General features: G+C 42.4%; 14 protein-coding genes and 1 tRNA gene. 13 read left to right on the plus strand and 2 right to left on the minus strand.

Going from position 1 to position 18,306, the window contains the following annotated elements; translation table 11 throughout:
- The first annotated feature begins 480 nt into the window (after positions 1–480).
- The 9 genes from ACS8FD_RS07735 to ACS8FD_RS07775 all read left to right on the plus strand — a co-directional run bounded on the left by ACS8FD_RS07735 (position 481) and on the right by ACS8FD_RS07775 (position 13,244).
- A complete protein-coding gene (locus ACS8FD_RS07735) occupies positions 481–1,428 on the plus strand; it encodes a LysR substrate-binding domain-containing protein (protein WP_439275263.1) in 948 nt (315 codons plus the stop codon).
- A gap of 195 nt (positions 1,429–1,623) precedes the next feature.
- On the plus strand, positions 1,624–2,895 hold the full coding sequence (locus ACS8FD_RS07740; RefSeq protein ID WP_439275264.1) for a 2-aminoadipate transaminase: 1,272 nt from the start codon (positions 1,624–1,626) through the stop codon (positions 2,893–2,895).
- Positions 2,896–2,999: 104 nt separating this feature from the next.
- Positions 3,000–4,442 carry a 2-oxoadipate dioxygenase/decarboxylase HglS gene (hglS, locus tag ACS8FD_RS07745; protein WP_439275265.1) on the plus strand — a complete coding sequence of 481 codons (1,443 nt, stop codon included), beginning with the start codon at positions 3,000–3,002 and terminating at the stop codon, positions 4,440–4,442.
- A 160-nt stretch (positions 4,443–4,602) separates the two neighbouring features.
- The gene (amaB, locus tag ACS8FD_RS07750) at positions 4,603–6,093 is read left to right on the plus strand and encodes an L-piperidine-6-carboxylate dehydrogenase (RefSeq protein WP_439275266.1); all 1,491 of its coding nucleotides are present in this window, start codon (positions 4,603–4,605) and stop codon (positions 6,091–6,093) included.
- Positions 6,094–6,498: 405 nt separating this feature from the next.
- Positions 6,499–7,968 (plus strand): Na+/H+ antiporter NhaC, encoded by a 1,470-nt coding sequence (nhaC, locus tag ACS8FD_RS07755; RefSeq protein WP_439275267.1) that lies wholly within the window; start codon positions 6,499–6,501, stop codon positions 7,966–7,968.
- Between the two features lie 17 nt (positions 7,969–7,985).
- Positions 7,986–9,272, plus strand: a complete 1,287-nt coding sequence (amaA, locus tag ACS8FD_RS07760; RefSeq protein WP_439275268.1) for an L-pipecolate oxidase — start codon at positions 7,986–7,988, stop codon at positions 9,270–9,272.
- A 116-nt stretch (positions 9,273–9,388) separates the two neighbouring features.
- The gene (locus ACS8FD_RS07765; protein WP_439275336.1) at positions 9,389–10,786 is read left to right on the plus strand and encodes an FAD-binding oxidoreductase; all 1,398 of its coding nucleotides are present in this window, start codon (positions 9,389–9,391) and stop codon (positions 10,784–10,786) included.
- Positions 10,787–10,884: 98 nt separating this feature from the next.
- The gene (locus ACS8FD_RS07770) at positions 10,885–11,907 is read left to right on the plus strand and encodes an ornithine cyclodeaminase family protein (protein ID WP_439275269.1); all 1,023 of its coding nucleotides are present in this window, start codon (positions 10,885–10,887) and stop codon (positions 11,905–11,907) included.
- A gap of 83 nt (positions 11,908–11,990) precedes the next feature.
- Complete coding sequence (locus ACS8FD_RS07775) at positions 11,991–13,244, plus strand: NAD(P)/FAD-dependent oxidoreductase (RefSeq protein WP_439275270.1); 1,254 nt, start codon at positions 11,991–11,993, stop codon at positions 13,242–13,244.
- Positions 13,245–13,511: 267 nt separating this feature from the next.
- Here the strand turns inward: ACS8FD_RS07775 and ACS8FD_RS07780 are convergent.
- Positions 13,512–13,586: transfer RNA gene (locus ACS8FD_RS07780), tRNA-Gly, on the minus strand.
- 363 nt (positions 13,587–13,949) lie between these two features.
- Between ACS8FD_RS07780 and ACS8FD_RS07785 the strand changes: the two genes are divergently transcribed.
- The 4 genes from ACS8FD_RS07785 to ACS8FD_RS07800 all read left to right on the plus strand — a co-directional run bounded on the left by ACS8FD_RS07785 (position 13,950) and on the right by ACS8FD_RS07800 (position 17,283).
- Positions 13,950–14,504, plus strand: coding sequence for a hypothetical protein (locus tag ACS8FD_RS07785; protein WP_439275271.1), 555 nt, complete (start codon positions 13,950–13,952; stop codon positions 14,502–14,504).
- 333 nt (positions 14,505–14,837) lie between these two features.
- Entirely contained in the window at positions 14,838–16,496 is a 1,659-nt protein-coding gene (locus ACS8FD_RS07790; protein ID WP_439275337.1) for an alpha-keto acid decarboxylase family protein, read from the plus strand.
- Between the two features lie 87 nt (positions 16,497–16,583).
- A complete protein-coding gene (locus ACS8FD_RS07795) occupies positions 16,584–16,988 on the plus strand; it encodes a RidA family protein (RefSeq protein WP_439275272.1) in 405 nt (134 codons plus the stop codon).
- A gap of 28 nt (positions 16,989–17,016) precedes the next feature.
- The gene (locus ACS8FD_RS07800) at positions 17,017–17,283 is read left to right on the plus strand and encodes a DUF4031 domain-containing protein (protein WP_439275273.1); all 267 of its coding nucleotides are present in this window, start codon (positions 17,017–17,019) and stop codon (positions 17,281–17,283) included.
- Positions 17,284–17,384: 101 nt separating this feature from the next.
- On the opposite strand, the gene ACS8FD_RS07805 is transcribed toward ACS8FD_RS07800, so the two are convergent.
- On the minus strand, positions 17,385–18,038 hold the full coding sequence (locus ACS8FD_RS07805) for a DsbA family oxidoreductase (RefSeq protein ID WP_439275274.1): 654 nt from the start codon (positions 18,036–18,038) through the stop codon (positions 17,385–17,387).
- Between the last annotated feature and the right edge of the window lie 268 nt (positions 18,039–18,306).

Raw genomic sequence — 18,306 nt, forward strand, 5'->3', positions numbered from 1 at the left:
TACTTCTCGCATCGTCTCAATAGATGCGGTATTGTAACTATTATTTATGGCTTATCCAATTGAAGACATGCCCTAGTTTTGATGATACTTCATGAGTTAGCATGTATAGCTCATAAACTCGTCGTAGTAACTAATAAACTGCTGAGAGATATAACTGAGTGAGTATTGTTTTAATCTCACTTTATAATCCATAATCTGTTAGTGTTTCAGGATCCAGACCAAGTAATTAGAGAAGGGGCATAGTTGGATTAGGCTTTTTTATTAGATGCCTATCTACTACAGCCTACTACAGCCCCAAATAAATAATGCGTATAGTATTTGGCTTTGGCATGTTAGCTTACTTTTAACTTTGGTACGAGTAGTAGAGAGAGCAATAGATTATTTGGATCTCTGACAAAGAGGAGCAAGCAAAGGCGTCGAGTCAGCGATTTAATGAGGCTGGCAAACATTATTTATGTGGAATAATAGAATGAATAAGTTATGAAAAACGAAATCAAAACCCAACTTGCTTTTAGAAGATACCCTTCGACAACTGCTCTGCAATGCTTTGAAACCGCTGCTAGGCACTTAAGTTTTACTAATGCTGCGCAAGAGATGCACATGACTCAGAGCGCTATTAGTAAGCAAGTCGCTCAGCTAGAAGAGATGTTAAACCTCTCACTTTTTTATCGTACACCGCACCGAATATCGTTAACACCAGCAGGTAAGACTTATTATCTTGAAGTGTTAGATATTCTCAAACATATCGAAGCGGCAACTACTAGCCTGATGTCAAACAGCGACAACTCAGAAATACTCAAAATTGTCTCACACCCTACCTTCTGCTCGCGTTGGTTGATGCCTGCATTAAGTGGATTTAGCCAAGCGCAGCCGTTGATTAACTTGAATATAAAAGAGCTAGCTGGGCCGTTTTTTTCTGAAGATCAAAATGTCGATGTTGCTTTTTTATATGGTGACGGAATATGGGCAGGCATGGAATCTATCAAGTTGTTTGACGAATATAGTGTGGCTGTCTGTCACCCTGAGTATTTAACAGAAAAATCACCATGCACACATAATTTAGATAACTGCACCTTGTTACAACTCAGCTCACGTCCTAGCGCTTGGTATGAATATTTTAGGCAGCAAGATATCAGCATTGACGGTACCTTTGTGGGTCCACGCTTTGATACTTTTCATACCACTATATCGGCGGCATTACTTGGATACGGTATCGCCTTAGTACCATTACGCTTAGTAGCCCCAGAACTGCGATCAGGCGCACTGGTGACAGCATGGAGCTATGCTGCAAATGGTAGGGGTGCGTATTATATGTCTTATCCTTTATCCTTGGGCAACTCACATAAAGTGAAAGTTATTTTGGAATGGGTCTCAGCTTATCTTGAAAAGTCAAACGAGCATAAGAAAGACTTAAATTTTATACTGTGATTTAGGTTAGATTTTAAGTTGTTGACTCTCAATAATTTTAGAAAATACAGCTAATAGATATATAAATGAGCCGGCTATATGCCGGTTTTTTATGGCAATGAATTAAAGGAATGGAGTCACAACTATTATTCGTTTGCTGATAATAGGTGGTTTTGTTCAAATGAATGTCTAACTTAAGGAAGGTAAGAGACATTCATGGAACAGCTATATAATGTCACCGATGCTTTTACGATGGTGCATCCGTTGACTTTAATCAAAGGTAAAAATGCAAAAGTTTGGGACGATAAAGACCGTTGCTATATTGATTTTGTAGGCGGTATCGGTGTCTTAAACTTTGGTCATTGCCATCCTCACATCGTGAGCGCGATTATCACTCAAGCACAGTCACTCATTCATTATGCTTATAATGCGGCTGCTCATATGCCGTATCAAACCTTTATTCCAAGATTGTGCGAGCTCATTCCTATCAAAGGTGAGCTTGCAGGAATGCTTACCAATTGCGGTGCAGAAGCTACCGAAAACGCTATAAAAATTACTCGTATGAAGACAGGACGCACAGGTGTCATTGCCTTTGATGGTGGCTTTCATGGCCGTACACTAGCGGCCGTCAATTTAAACGGTAAGGTCGCTCCATACAAGCGAGGGCTAGGCCCCTTAACTGGTGGTGTTTACCATATTCCTTTTCCAAGCTCCGATAATGATATCAGTGATCAACAAGCTATCGATGCTTTAGAGCGTTTATTTGCTGTAGAGACAGATATTGGCAACATCGGTGCCATTATTGTGGAGCCAGTACAAGGAGAGGGTGGTTTTCAGTTAATGTCAGCGACATTCGCCAAATATCTACGCGCCTTTTGTGATGACAATGGAATCTTACTCATTATGGATGAGATTCAGTCCGGGTACGGCCGCACTGGTACACCTTTCGCCTTTACGCATTTGGGAATTGAGCCTGACATGATATTGCTGGGTAAAAGCATCGCCGGAGGCTTGCCATTGGGTGCGGTGATAGGCAAAGCTAGTGTGATGAATGGTCTGCCAAAAGGGAGCTTGGGTGGTACTTATTCAGGTAATCCAGTGGCCTGTGCTGCTGCGAATGCGACTATAGATATCATGCAAGAAGATGAGGTATGGCAATCTGCTAATCATTATGCAAAGACTATCGAAGACACAGTAGCTCAGTGGCAGCAACAAGGCATCTCCCCGTGGTTGCATGGACTCACCGGAGTGGGGGCTATGCGTGGTATAGAGCTACGTCATCCTACTTATGGTACGCACCCAAGCGTTATGTCTTATGTACTAAAACAAGCTAGAGAGCGGGGATTACTACTGATGCCAAGTGGAAAGCATCGGCATATTATTCGACTATTACCACCGCTGACTATTGAACCTGACACCTTAACCTCTGGACTCGATATTTTAAAAGAAGTACTCGCTGCTATCCCTAATGAATCACCGAAATCATAGTCTTCAATACGGCCTGATTATTATTACCATCGTATACGGGTACATTATATATTCAATTAAAAACTCTCTATCAAGCAAGCTTTACCTAACAAGGATACTTATCTGTGAAAAATATATTTATAAGCAGTGATGATATTCGCCATGATTTCTCTATAGCGATGTCAGAGATGTACCAAAAAGAAGTGCCATTATATGGTGACCTCATCGATTTAGTGACTGATGTCAATACAGGAGTGCTAAGCAAGCAGCCTGAGATTAGAGAGCAGCTTGAACATACCGGAGAGATTGATCGGCTCAATCTGGAGCGCCATGGAGCAATCAGATTAGGTACCGCCGCTGAGCTTAGCATGATGCGTAGACTTTTTGCAGTGATGGGCATGGTCCCTGTTGGCTACTATGATTTGGCACCAGCTGGTGTGCCAGTGCACTCTACCGCTTTTAGAGCGACTGAAACGCAGTCATTACATAAAAGCCCATTTCGGGTGTTTACCTCATTATTACGCTTAGATCTAATTGCTGACAAGGTCTTAAAACAAGAAGCAGCAGACACCTTGGCTAAACGCAATATTTTTACAGACAATGTAGTTAGCCTAATTGAACGCTTTGAGGAGAAGGGTGGTCTAACGGCTGATGAAGCTGAGCGGTTTGTTAAAGAGGCTCTAGAAACCTTTCGTTGGCATGATAAAACGCCAGTCTCGAAAGAGCTGTATCAAAAGCTATTAGCACAACACGGACTCATAGCCGATGTCGTTGGTTTTAAGGGGCCTCATATCAATCATCTGACCCCTAGAACCTTAGATATAGATGCGGTGCAGGCAGGTATGCAGGCAAAAGGCATTCCGCCAAAAGCTATCATAGAGGGGCCACCAAGAAGAGACTGTCCTATTTTATTACGACAAACCAGCTTTAAGGCGCTAGAAGAAGCGGTTAGTTTTGAGAACTCAGCAGGCGGCTATGATAGCGGTCATCACACCGCGCGCTTTGGTGAGATTGAACAGCGCGGTGTGGCTTTAACCCCTAAAGGCAGAGAGTTGTATGACAAATTACTTAGTCAAGCTCGCAGTCAGTTAGGCGTGACGCCGAATGCAAATAATGCTTCAGAGTATTATCAAAAACTAGAAAAATCATTTAAAGCCTTCCCAGATGATTATCAAACACTACATGATGAGGGACTCGCTTATTTTTACTATCAGGCGGTTAATGATGCTCAAGATGCGAGTAGTGTTAGTTCTAAATCAGGAATAAATGAGTTAGAGGGAAATGGTTCAAATGACATCATCTCAAAACAAGCTATGACTCATTTGATTGAGCAAGGTGCTGTTCGTCTTGAACCTATCGTCTATGAGGATTTTTTGCCAGTAAGTGCTGCAGGGATTTTTCAGTCCAATCTTCATGATGACAAACAAAGCAGTTATGAGGGTAACTCAAACCAACAGGAGTTTGAGGGCGCATTGGGGGCGGGTGTACATAATGAGCTTGAGCTATATCAAGCGATGCAAGCCCAAAGTCTTGAAGCGTGTTTGATGGCATTAAATAGCCATGCTTAGTGTGGCAATAGATGAAAGCATCATATTGATAAGAGAGTTATTTAAGCAGCATTCCAAAAAGGAATGCTAGTAGGAGATTAATTATTTTGCAACTTAGTTTGCTGCAAGGTAACTTAATAAGTCTTCCAAGGAAGTAAAAATCAATATAAAAGGATGAGTTATGATTAAGCAGTATATGTCCGCTATGGGTGTCAAAGAAGAACAATACCAAAATGGCGACTTTGAGGTTAACAGCCCTATAGATGGTTCTGTTATTGGTAAGATTACCCTAGACAGTGTTAGTGATGTCAATACCAAGATTGCTAACGCTAAAAAAGCCTTTAAAGAATGGCGTGTGGTTCCTGCTCCAAGACGTGGTGAGCTAATTCGCCTATTGGGCGAGGTATTGCGTGAACACAAAGAAGACTTAGGAATGCTAGTGTCCTTTGAGGCGGGCAAGATTAAAGAAGAAGGCCTAGGCGAAGTACAAGAAATGATTGATATCTGCGACTTCGCAGTTGGGGTTTCACGTCAGCTCTATGGTCTAACGATTGCATCAGAGCGTCCAGGTCATCATATGCGTGAGACATGGCATCCGCTTGGTGTGATTGGCGTTATCTCTGCTTTTAACTTCCCAGTTGCGGTTTGGTCTTGGAATACAGCACTAGCTATCGTTTGTGGTAACCCTGTAATTTGGAAGCCATCAGAAAAAGCCCCTTTAGTCGCTTTAGCCTGTCAGGCAATGTTTGAAAAAGCCTTAGCCAAATTTGGTGATGCGCCAGATCATCTCTCACAAGTATTATTAGGTAAGACGGATGTTGGTAACGCCTTAGTTGAAAATAAAGACGTTGCTTTAGTTAGTGCAACGGGTAGTACCCGTATGGGTCGCGAGGTAGGACCAAAAGTTGCAAATCGTTTTGGTAAGTGCTTGCTTGAGCTTGGTGGTAACAATGCTATGATCTTGGCGCCAAGTGCAGATTTGGATCTTGCGTTACGTGGGATTTTATTCTCAGCGGTTGGTACAGCAGGTCAGCGTTGTACGACATTACGGCGTGTATTCATGCATGAGTCTGTTAAAGACGATATCTTGCCACGAATTAAATCCGCTTATGAAACCGTCACTATTGGTCATCCATTAGAAGGCAATCTGGTAGGTCCGCTTATTGATGAAGATAGCTTCAATAATATGCAACAGACCTTAAAGAAGGCAAGAGAAGCGGGTGGTAAAGTCACCGGCGGCGAGCGGGTACTCGAAGATAAATATCCTAATGCGTACTATGTGACGCCGGCTATTGTAGAGTTTGATGAGCAAAATGATGTTGCTAGAAGTGAGACTTTTGCACCCATTTTATATGTTATGACTTACAAAGAATTTGATGACGCGATTGAGATGCAAAACGATGTGCCTCAAGGCTTATCATCATGCGTATTTACCAATGATCTGCGTGAGGCTGAAACCTTTTTGAGTGATCGCGGCAGTGATTGTGGTATCGCTAACGTCAACATTGGTACCAGTGGCGCTGAAATTGGTGGAGCGTTTGGTGGCGAAAAAGAAACAGGCGGTGGTCGTGAGTCAGGATCTGATGCTTGGAAAGTCTATATGCGCCGTCAGACTAATACTATTAATTACTCAAAAGAGTTGCCACTGGCTCAAGGTATCAGTTTTGGTTAACTCAAACTTTAATTGTTGATGAGTAAAGGATACTTTTATTCGGTTAAGCGCACTTAAAATGCGCTTAACTGTCCTTGGCTTGAACTGTTCACCATCTAAGCGCTTTTACAATCTAATTGTAGAACGTAAATTAGGTTGTAAAAATAGTGGATAGCCATCTGAAGTAGTATTAATTTTTAACCTTCATTTTTAAATTTCATTCCTTTCTCAAAGTCTATTTTTTCTAATGTCATAGTGTGCTTTTAACGAAGTCATCGAATATTGTCTTGACTGATTTTTAAGGTAGTCCATTTGGAGAACTGACTTCGTTTGTCAGATTCTTTTTAACTGTTCGATGATTAACACTATGCTATGAAAATATACCAATGGATTTGGTTGTAACTACTAAGGATAGGTAGATATATTATGATTGCAGATAAACAAAAAAAGCCACATGACCCTGATATCGATGGTTATGACCCTTCTTCTAGCTTCCTGCTAGATATTGCTCCGCTTGTATTAACAGCCATTATTCTAATGGTGCAATTCTTTGTCTTTAAAGATTTTACTCCGCATATTCCGCTAGCTTGTGGCATCTTAATCACTGGTTTATTTATGAAGATGCGTGGCCGCAGTTGGGATGGTATGGAAGAGCGTTTTTTGAAGGTCATTAAAATCGGTCTGCCAGCCATGATCATCTTGATGGGTGTCGGGATGCTCATCGGTGCTTGGATTATTGCAGGTACCGTGCCAACGATTTTATATTATGGTTTTAGTGTCTTTTCTCCTTCTTCATTTTTAGTCTCTGTTTGTATTATTTGTGCCATCATTTCTGTTGCAACGGGCACCTCGTGGGGCACGGTTGGCACGGTCGGTTTGGCTATGATGGGTATTGGTCTAGGATTAGGCATTCCACCATCATTAACGGGTGGCGCTATCGTCTCTGGAGCTTTCTTTGGAGATAAAATGTCTCCTTTGTCTGACACTACGAACTTGACTCCAGCCGCTGCCGGTATTGAACTTTGGGACCATATCCGCGGTATGTTGCCTACCACTGTTCCGGCCATGATTACGGCTTTGATTATCTATGCTTGGCTTGGTATGAGCTACGGTGCAGAAAATGTTGATTTATCTTCTATTAAAGAAATTCAAACCTCTCTAGCAGCTAATTACAACCTGAGTATTATTACTTTATTACCGGCTCTTGTCGTCATCATTGCAGCCGTTATGAAAATGCCAGCTATACCAACCGTACTATCAGGCGTCGTAGTAGCAGGTTTGATCGCTTTTATTATGCAAGGCGTGGGGGTTAGTGAGATATTTAATGTTCTGCAAAATGGTTTTGTTAGTGAAACTGGTTTTGCTGTCGTCGATCAACTGTTGTCCAAAGGCGGCGTTATGTCAATGACTTGGGTTGTGACCTTGACCATCTTTGCCTTAGCTTTTATTGGCTCAATCGAACATTACGGTACATTGAAGGCCATTATGGCTAAAATTAATAAGATGATTAAATCGAGAGTGGGGTTAGTATCAACGACTTATGCTAGTACGCTCGGGGTCGGTACACTTATTGGTGACGTCTATACCACTTGTGTTTTACCAGGACGTTTATTGCAGGATAAGTACAAAGAAATGGGCTATAAGCGTACGACCTTGACTCGCTCTATCGAAGATTCTGGTACGCTCTTATCGCCACTTATTCCTTGGAATATGGGCGGTAGCTTTGTCGCTGCAACTTTAGGTATTGCGACTTTAACTTACGCCCCATTTGCCTTTGCCTGCTGGCTATCTCCACTATTTGGCTTGTTATGGGTCGTCTTGAATAAATTTATCCCTCGCGAAGAGCCTACTGCTATCAATAATGAGCGCATGATCTCTACTGTACAACAAGTATAATATATAAGGAGTATGAGATGTTGCAAGAGCAATGTTTGTGGAGCCTCACTGCTCCTAAGATTGATCGCTACAACAAACTTACAAGTGATATGCAAACTAGTGTTTGTATTATTGGTGGTGGCTATACAGGGTTATCAGCGGCGATACATTTAGCCGAAAAAGGCGTAAAGGTTATCCTCCTTGAGAGCCAAGCTATTGGTAGTGGAGGCTCAGGGAAAAGTGTAGGACTAGTCAATGCAGGAACTTGGGCACGACCTGATGATCTAAATTTGGTGTTAGGGGATGTAGAAGGTGAGCGTTTAACACAGGCGTTAGGTCAAGCGCCAAGTTTAGTGTTTGATTTAATCAAGCGTTATGATATCGATGCGCAAGCGACTCAGGCCGGTAATCTTCATATGGCCCATAACGCTAAAGGAGAAGCTGACGTTGACATTAGGTATGAACAATTACAGCGACGTGGGGTACATGTTGAAGTGCTAACAGGCAGTCGCTGTCATGAATATTGTGGCACTACTAGTATTAATAAAGCGCTATTAGATCACCGTACTGGTACTTTAAATCCTTTAGCTTATGTAAATGGTCTAGCTAAAGTAGCGACTAGTTTGGGAGTGACTATTTATGAGCAGTCTGCTGTTGATAGTTTAGAGAAATCCGATGGGCAATGGTATGTAAGAACACCTGAGGCTAATGTAAAAGCAGAGCGAGTCATTATCGCTACCAATGCCTATACTGAAGGGGAATGGACTGAGGTTACTAAGACTTTTTACATGGTATCTTACTATCAGATTGCCTCCGAGCCTTTAACTGGCGAGCTGGCAGATCGAATTTTGCCTCATAAAAATGGTGCTTGGGATACTCGTTTGGCCTTGTCCAGTTTTCGCCGTGATCATGATAACCGGCTGTTACTTGGTACAGTAGGGGGTAGTGCTTGTAAGCCCAAATCTTTTTATCAATCATGGGCAAATTGTGTGCAAAAAAGCTATTACCCTTATTTGCCTAAGTTTAATTGGCAGTATGAGTGGTATGGTAATTTTGGCTTTACTCAAGATCATATTTTTCGGGTACTGGAGCCAGATGAAGGCATCTTAACAGCAACTGCCTATAATGGGCGTGGCATTACCACTGGAACACTAATGGGGAAAAGTTTTGCTGATTATATCCTAACCGGAGATAGAAATAGTATTCCGCTACCTTTTAAAACCTTGGAAGAGTCAAAAGTTGCTCTATCAGGCATGAAATCTGGATTTACCGAGTTAGGACTTACTTTGTATCATACAGGGCAGTGCTTAAGAATCATTAGGTAGAACAATATCAATATGAAAACTACCTATACAGTATTTTATATTTAGGTAATTTTTCTATTTTTTATCATACGTAAGGAATATGTCTAGTGAAAGAACTTCTAAAGCCATCTCAAGCCATCATTGAGGTCCTTATACAATCGCTACAAGAAGATTATGGTTATGACTCCAGCCAAATAAAAACCGATAGCGAAAGCTTAGAGCATTGGGGTAAAGACTGGACCAAGCATTTCGCGCCTGCCGCCGCCGCTATCGTCTTTCCGAAATCAACCGAGCAAGTACAAGCGATTGTCTTATTAGCCAACGATCATAACGTCGTCTTGACCCCAAGCGGTGGTCGTACCGGTCTATCGGCAGGCGCAGTAGCTGCTAATGGTGAGATCGTCGTCAGTATGGATAAGATGAATGCTATTGGTCAATTCCATCCCGCTGATCGTATGGTTGAGATCGAAGCCGGCGTGGTTACAGAGCAGCTGCAGCAGTTCGCTGAATCCAAAGATTTATACTACCCTGTCGATTTTGCCTCGGCAGGTTCGAGCCAAATGGGCGGCAACATCGGTACCAATGCTGGCGGTATAAAAGTGATTCGCTATGGTATGACCCGTCAATGGATTATGGGCTTGACCGTGGTCACCGGCAAAGGCGATATCTTGCATCTCAATCGCGGCATGGTGAAAAATGCCACCGGTTATGACCTGCGTCAACTGTTCATCGGTTCTGAGGGCACACTTGGCTTCGTCACTCAGGCGCAGATTAAGCTGGATCGCTTACCGCAAGACTTGAACGTCATGGTGCTAGGTATGGACAGCTTCAACGATGTAATGAACGTACTATCCGCCTTTCAGGCTAAGATTGATCTAACTGCTTTTGAATTCTTCGATGAGGTAGCAATAGATAAGCTAATGGCGCACGGTCAAGTACAAGAGCCGTTTGAATCGCGTACTAAGTTTTATACCCTGTTGGAGTTCGAAGCGCCTTATGAGCCGATCATGGATAAGGCGATGGCGATATTTGAAGAATGTATGGAGCAAGGTTGGGTCGTCGATGGGGTGATGAGTCAGAGCCTGGCGCAAGCGGCTGAGCTATGGAAGCTACGTGAATACATCTCTGAGACTATCTCGGTATTTACGCCCTATAAGAACGATGTGTCGGTACTCATCAGCTACGTACCTGAGTTTATCGAAGAGATTGATGCGATTGTCAGTCACAACTACCCTGATTTTGAAGTGTGCTGGTTTGGACATATCGGCGATGGTAATTTACATCTCAATATCTTAAAGCCTGAAAACATGAGCAAAGATGATTTCTTTCGCGAGTGTCAAATCGTCAATAAATATGTGTTTGAAACCGTACAAAAATATGGCGGCTCGGTATCAGCTGAACATGGTGTGGGTATGACTAAGAAGCCTTATCTACAGTATAGCCGTAGCGCCCTTGAGATTGACTATTTGCGAGAAGTCAAAAAAGTCTTTGATCCCAATAATGTTATGAATCGCGGTAAGATTTTCGATATGTAGTAGAGTTTATTTATTTTATCAGTGAAAGGTCTAAGTATTAACTAATATAAAGTGTCAAGGATTGATGCTAACACTCCTATAAATATTAAGAAATCACTATGAGAATTTTAGACAGCAAAACCGTGAAAGATCAACTGAATATGTCCATGGCTATTGAATCCATCGAGATGTTATTGAAGCTACAAGCGCAACATCCAGAGTGGGTGAAGTGCCCTGAACGCTTAGTTATTCCGACTTTTACAGCCAGCGATAAAAACAGTGGCTCACACTTATCGATGCCTTCGGTACTGTTTGACGGTAATGAAGAGTTTGCTATCGTTAAACTGGTAACTATTTGCCCAGATAATCCACAGCGGGATCTTCCCACGACTACTGCTGTGGTGAGCGTCTCAAATAATGATACTGGTGAAATCCTTGCCTTTATGGATGGTGTTTACGTTACCCAAGTGCGTACGGCAGCACTATCGGGTATCGCTAGCAAGTATCTAGCAAAGCCGGATAGTCAGCAAGTGACGGTAATAGGCTGCGGCGGGATGGCTTATGAGCAGCTGAATGCTGTGCTTACGGTTTGTCCAAATATTAAAACGGTAGTACTTTGGAATCGAACTACTAAGGGTGCCAATATCTTTAAAACCCAATTCGCTGATCAGTATCCAGAGTGGCCGGTGACTATCGAAGTCTGTGAAGATATTGCTACTGCTTTAAAAGATGCCGATATTATTAACTTGGCGACTCGCGCAACCGAAGGGTTGTTTGAACACAGTCAAATCAGAGCCGACGCACATATTAATGCGGTAGGCGCTTATCAGCCTGAGATGAAGGAAGTCAGCGATTCTATCATTGAAGCCTGCTCGCACGTCTTCATCGACGATATTGAAGGTGGTCTTCATGAAGCAGGCGATTTGATTCAGGCGGACGCTGCTGAGGATTGTGACTGGACTTGGAAAAATTTAACTGGCGATTTAGCCGACTTGGTGACAAAAAAAATTACTATCGACCAAGATAAAAAAGGGGTAACACTGTTTAAATCTGTTGGAGCCGCAAGCTTTGATGCTGCAGTCGCTTTAAAAATTGCTCAAAAAGCTAAAACAGCAGGTTTGGGTCAGTTTGTTGAGTTATAAATATTAGCTGTTAATTATTTTATTAATCTTATAAAAGACTACTTAACATTGATAAAATTAACTTGTTATTTGAGAGTACTAATATGCGCTATGACGTGATTGTTATTGGTGCAGGCATAGTGGGAACCTCTATAGCCTGGCATCTGCAAAAGAACAACTCTCAAACTCTTTTGTTAGATAAGAAATCTCCAGGAGAAGAAGCTTCATATGGTAATGCCGGTATTATCACCAGAGAAGCGGTAACGACTAAACCGTTTCCTAGAAGTTTTAAAGAGGTTTTAAGGGTATTGCCTAATAACAGTACTGATATTCGATATCGTTGGTCTGCTATATATAGTCTTCAACGCCCTTTATTACAATACTGGATAAACTCAAGCCCAAAAAAGCTCGAAGAAATCGATAAAGAGTGGGCTACTTTAATTCAGAATTGCACGAACGAGCATAATCTTATGATTAAGGCTTCAGGCGCTGATGAGTTAGTCAGAAAAATAGGCTGGATCGAGCTTCATCGTAAACCAATTAATTTTGAGAAAGCTATTAGCAAAGCATTAAAAGCGGCTGAGCAAGGTGTAGAGTATCAGGTCTTATCACTCGCAGAATTGAAAGAATTAGAGCCAAATGTAAACTTTACAGACTATGTTGGCGGTATACATTGGAAGAACTCATGGCAGATAAAAAACCCAAGCCGACTTGTAAAAACCTATGCTGAAAATTTTGAAAAAATGGCAGGGCAAATAAAGCAGGCTGATGTACAAAGCATCATACAGACAGACGAGGGCTGGCAGGTTGTTACCGATAGTGATACTTACTTTTGTCAGAATCTAGTCATTGCTGCAGGTCCTTGGTCAACAAATCTTATCAAGCCATTAGGTTATAAGATTCCTTTATTTCCTATGCGTGGATACCATCAGCATTTTGCAATCACCGAGAAAAACTCATTTTCTCATAGTTTATTCGATGCTGATAAAGGTTTTGTCATAGGTGCAATGGAGCAGGGCGTTAGAATTACTACTGGCGCTGAAATGGCAATGCTAGGTGCTTCAAAAGACTTTAATCAACTAGAAACAGTGCTCACTTTTGCAAGAAAGGTTCTACCGCTTGAGGTTGCTGTGGAATCCGAAGCGTGGTGTGGTACTAGACCCTGCATGCCAGATATGAAGCCAGTTATCGGACCTGCATCAAAACACGATAGCTTATGGTTTGCTTTTGGTCATGGTCACCAAGGTCTTACCCTTGGACCAGTGACAGGACGTCTCATTGAAGAGATGATCAGTGGTAAGCCATTATTTATTGATGCCCAGCCATTTAGTAGTGAACGCTTTACTTCTAATTTTTAAGAAATATAAATTTTAAGCGGCCTAGGCAGTGCCTTATATATAAGGCTTTTCAAAACGTATAATTGAGGGTGGGGTAATTTATAATATTCACTTTCTCACAATTTGGTCACGGTGCTGATTTTTGAGCTCCTAATATATTAAATAAGCTTAACAATTAAACTGATCAGTTAACATTAAATCTTGCTACAACCCCGAAAAATAGACAAAAAAGAGCCTCACTTCCCATATAAAGAGTAGTGAGGCTTTTTGCTCTGATCGAGCCATATTTGGAGCGGGATAAGAGATTCGAACTCTCGACCCCAACCTTGGCAAGGTTATGCTCTACCACTGAGCTAATCCCGCTGATTCATCGTTTGATTAACTATCATCAGATGATGAAGGCGTATTATACGCAGTTTTTATATTCTGTCAACTAGAAAATGACAAAGTTTCAAATACCTGCTAATGGGTAATGATGTTCAGCGCTAGAAAGAAATCAGTACCATAAGATATTACTAAATAAGTCGTACTATAGCGTAGTAGCTCCTCTCTCAAATATTTAATCCTAAGGTTAGTTAAGCTGTTCCTGTTTTTAGATAACAGACTATAGGTAACAGAAGGACGTTGTTTAACAGCCGTTACCACTCTGTTATATTTATCATAGAGCGATTTTTAAATTTATAAGTGGTTATTTATTAAAATTGCCATAGCCTTAAGGAGAATGTCATGCGTTTATTGTTTGCTGCAAACACAGTGACAAATAACCATACCGCCAGTTATTTATGGAAAGTTTTTGGAGTTTTGGTATTGATAGTTGGCGCCCTTGTCGTTAGTACCTCTACCCAAGCGAGCAGTGGCTATACGTCAGACTACGCCACTCGAGAGATGGTTGCCAATCCTGATAACTTTAAGCGTATCCGTATCAATGGTAGAGGCGTCTCAGAGGCGATAGCGCCTTGTCCTGTCGCTGAAGGGGTTATCAGTTGCGCTGTAGAAAAACTCGCTTTGATCAATCTACCGATTAGCAGCGTGCATGAGGACTATGATCTAGCACAAGTGTTCTATTATCCTAATACCGAACAGCCCAAAACGGCAGTGGTCATCATGCAAAAAACAGGCTTGATGGATGACAGTGTCAGCGGTCATAGATATCGGGTGAGTTTTAAGCTCGAAAAAAGTGATGATTTAAATGCCATTTGGAATTTTGTCCAGTATGGTGAGCAGTTCCAGTGTGCAAGAGGAGATATGGCTGGCAAGTGGCGCAAGGAGGACTGTTTATAATTAGTCTGATTTAAAATCATGATGAGTAATAGGTAATTTAACTAATTATCCAAACTTGCATGATAAGTGAATTATAAAAATTGCTCTGATAGATTAGAGCTTCTGGCATCACACCGTTTAAGAATAGGGAGTGGTTTCTAGGGCTTCTGTTCTCTTTTTTGTAGTATATCTAAGCGCGCTATAGGTTCTAATTTTGTAAAACCAAGGGCCAATAGCGATATCAGTATGATAACTTGATTAAATAGTAACCATGAAAAAACGCTAAAAATAAGGTTGCTTAGCAGTGGCTACTATCAATATCTATAAAGGACGATAACAATGATAAATAATACAATGACTAAACCTTACACTATCGCTGACTATCTATTTGAGCGTATTGCCGAGGCCGGTGCTACCGAAGTCTTTGGCGTACCAGGAGACTATAATTTAGCTTATCTAGATAACATTATTGAGTCTAATAAGCTGCGCTGGGTTGGTAATACCAATGAGCTAAACGCTGGATATGCTGCTGATGGCTATGCTCGCGAGCGCGGATTTGCCGCCTTAGTGACGACTTTTGGGGTGGGTGAGTTGTCGGCTATCAATGCGACTGCCGGCTCGTTTGCAGAATATGCGCCAGTGTTACAAGTAGTTGGCACCCCGACTATGCAGCAGCAACATGACAAGCGCCGTTTGCACCATTCGTTAGGGGACGGCACCTTTAACCATTTTATAAAAATGGTCGAGCCGGTCACTGTCGCCCGTGCCCAGATTACGCCCGAGAATGCCGCTTCTGAGATTGATCGGGTGATACGTATGGTACTCAAAAAGTATCGTCCAGGCTATTTGATGCTATCGCCTGATGTCGCAGCTCTACCCATTTATCCGCCAACGACTAAGCTCGATGACAGTCAAGAGAATATGACCAGCCAAGCGGCGCTAAAAGCGTTTAAAGCGTCTTTAGTAGATTTTCTGCCTAATAAGACGACCACTATCATTGCTGACTTAATGGTGCATCGCTTAGGACTGCAAAACGAGCTTAAGGCCTTGATTGCAGATACTGAGGTTCCTTATACCACGTTATCATGGGGCAAGACTTTGCTTGATGAGCAAGACGAGCGTTGGGCAGGAACTTATGCTGGAGACGCCTCAAGGCCGGTGGTCAAAGATGCGGTCGAGAACTGCGAATGCTTGATTAAGATTGGCGTGCAGTTTACCGATACGACGACAGCCGGATTTAGCCAAGACATTGACGATGAGGTGGTGGTCGATTTGCATTACGAGCGGGCGAGTATCGGCGGGCAGAACTTTGCACCTATCGCGCTTAAAGACTCCTTGCAAGCCTTGCATGACGTGATGATTTCTGGAGTTGAGATTACGCCAAAACCTCTTAGCGAGGAGGTGCATGCCTTTGAGCAACAAGGCGGCGATGATGAAGCGATTCGTCAAGACGACTTGTGGCATATCATTGCTCAGCATCTACAAGCAGGTAACGTGGTATTTGCCGATCAAGGAACATCCTATTTTGGCATTAGCGATGTGCGCTTACCTGATGGGGTGACTTGCTATGGGCAGCCGATGTGGGGTTCAATTGGTTATACCTTGCCAGCGAGCTTAGGCGCTAGTGTGGCATCGAAACATAAGCGTAGCGTGCTGCTCATTGGTGATGGTTCAGCGCTGTTAACGATTCAAGAGATAGCGGTGATGCTGCAACAGCGCACTAACCCTATTATCGTATTGGTTAACAATAGCGGCTATACCGTTGAGCGCGCGATTCATGGCGAAAATGCCCGTTATAATGATATTCCTACCTGTGACTGGCAGCTGATGCCGCAAGCATTTGGCGGTAATGAAGACAACAGCCTATCACTGCAAGCGAATACCGCAGGCGAGCTCAAAGAAGCGCTGAAAACGGCAATGGCGACCACTGATAAGCTTGTTATGCTCGAGGTCATGACTGATAAGCATGACATACCGCCGATGCTAGCCAAAGTCACTGCGGCACTCAAGTGAGTGTCGACCAACACTCTAATATGATAAAAACAGCTTCACTGTATTTTTAGAAAAAATAGCACAATACAATAAAGTTAGGATAATAAAATGACTCATCAAAAAATCAATCCAAGCACTATTTATGACAGCCTACAGTTTGGCTTCTCGCACGCGACCAAAGCAAAGGGCAGTACCGTCATTCACTGTGCAGGTCAGCTGGCATGGGATAAAGCAGGTCAAATAGTAGGGGAAGAGGACTTAGCGAAACAAACCGAGCAGGTCTTTAATAATTTGCAAACGGTGTTGCAAGAAGCAGGAGCGACACCGGCAGATGTGGTACGTATGCGCACTTATATCGTCGATCTCAAGCCTGACGATTTAGAAGTTGTCGGGGCAGCTATCGCGAGCTTCTATGGTGAAGCGACCCCTCCTGCCAATACTTTGCTTGGCGTACAAACCTTAGCTATGCCCGGTCTGCTTATTGAGATTGAGATGACAGCGGTAATCGATTAAGCCGCCTTAATTGAAAGGAGTAATGAGCATGGCGGTCTATGTTGATTATGTGAAGATTGAATTTAGAGGCTATCAGTGGTGTCACATGCTAGCCGATAGTCTGCAAGAGCTGCATGATTTTGCCATGCTCATCGAGGTTGATGCGCGTCTGTTTCATCGTCATGCTAGCTATCCGCATTATGATATCACGGTGCAGATGCGAGAAGCTGCTCTCAATCGAGGTGCTATCAAAGCCACCAGAAAGCAAATTATCGACGCCGCCAAAAAGTTAAAGATTGAATTAAACCAAGCCTAATGGTTTTATCTTTATTCAAAAAAACCTGCTTTATTCTCAACATAATAGTCAGAAGAAAGCAGGAAGATTGAAATTCATCTCGCAAGAATATCTAATGACAATTACTCTGGCATATCTGCTAATTGATTGAGGATGCTAGTAAAATTCTCTACTCCTTGCGCACCGCTGACTAAATGACGCTCGTTAAAGACAATGGCAGGCACACCTTGTACCCCTTGGCGCTGCCAATGTTGCTCAATCTCTCGCACCTCTTCTGCAAAGCGCTGATCCGCTAGTACGGCTAACGCTTCCGCGCGATCAAGACCAGTCTCTGCCGCTATATCAGCGAGCACTTCCTTATCTGAGATATTACGACCATCCGTGAAGTGCGCTGTAAATAGGGCTTGCTTTAACTCATGCATACGCCCTTGCGTTTGTGCCCAATGCAGTAGCTGATGCAAATTAAAAGTATTATGCATGCGCAGCTCATCAGTGAAGTTAAAGTCGAAGCCGACATCAGCCCCTGCTTGAGTGATTCTAGCGCGGCTAGCGTCTGACTCTTGCGGAGTCGAGCCGTATTTTTCAATGATATGCTCGCGCATATTCTGTCCCTCACTTGGCATGCTTGGGTTTAATTCGAACGGATGCCAATAGATTTCGTAGTCAGTATCAGTCTGCTTTAGTGCTTGTGCTAGTTGTTTATAGCCGACCACACACCAAGGGCAGACCACGTCTGAGACGATATCGATACGAAGGGGTTTATTGGTAGTATTCATCATTTTTCCTTATGTTTTTGCTTTATTAGCTACTAACTATATAACTGCGAACGATACGACTCATTTTCAAGACGGGTCGTTTTTTAATCGACTATATAACTCAACCCATTAAAAGACAATTCATTAAAAGACATAATAACGAGAAATTCAAAATTTAAGTCTGATAAGTGGTTGATTTAAGGGTATAACGCTACTTGTGCTATATATTTATTTAGCGCAAGATAAGTAATGACTATTCAAGATAATAGCTATAAAAACAGACGACTTT

The sequence above is a fragment of the Psychrobacter sp. 1U2 genome (assembly GCF_051847575.1).

What these genes read in the sequence shown, in the direction of transcription:
- amaA (WP_439275268.1), top strand. Translation starts at nt 7,986, where the DNA reads ATGTTGCAAGAGCAATGTTTGTGGAGCCTCACTGCTCCTAAGATTGAT.
- amaB (WP_439275266.1), top strand. Translation starts at nt 4,603, where the DNA reads ATGATTAAGCAGTATATGTCCGCTATGGGTGTCAAAGAAGAACAATAC.
- ACS8FD_RS07790 (WP_439275337.1), top strand. Translation starts at nt 14,838, where the DNA reads ATGACTAAACCTTACACTATCGCTGACTATCTATTTGAGCGTATTGCC.
- ACS8FD_RS07770 (WP_439275269.1), top strand. Translation starts at nt 10,885, where the DNA reads ATGAGAATTTTAGACAGCAAAACCGTGAAAGATCAACTGAATATGTCC.
- ACS8FD_RS07740 (WP_439275264.1), top strand. Translation starts at nt 1,624, where the DNA reads ATGGAACAGCTATATAATGTCACCGATGCTTTTACGATGGTGCATCCG.
- ACS8FD_RS07795 (WP_439275272.1), top strand. Translation starts at nt 16,584, where the DNA reads ATGACTCATCAAAAAATCAATCCAAGCACTATTTATGACAGCCTACAG.
- ACS8FD_RS07785 (WP_439275271.1), top strand. Translation starts at nt 13,950, where the DNA reads ATGCGTTTATTGTTTGCTGCAAACACAGTGACAAATAACCATACCGCC.
- ACS8FD_RS07775 (WP_439275270.1), top strand. Translation starts at nt 11,991, where the DNA reads ATGCGCTATGACGTGATTGTTATTGGTGCAGGCATAGTGGGAACCTCT.
- nhaC (WP_439275267.1), top strand. Translation starts at nt 6,499, where the DNA reads ATGATTGCAGATAAACAAAAAAAGCCACATGACCCTGATATCGATGGT.
- ACS8FD_RS07805 (WP_439275274.1), bottom strand. Translation starts at nt 18,038, where the DNA reads ATGAATACTACCAATAAACCCCTTCGTATCGATATCGTCTCAGACGTG.
- ACS8FD_RS07800 (WP_439275273.1), top strand. Translation starts at nt 17,017, where the DNA reads ATGGCGGTCTATGTTGATTATGTGAAGATTGAATTTAGAGGCTATCAG.
- ACS8FD_RS07735 (WP_439275263.1), top strand. Translation starts at nt 481, where the DNA reads ATGAAAAACGAAATCAAAACCCAACTTGCTTTTAGAAGATACCCTTCG.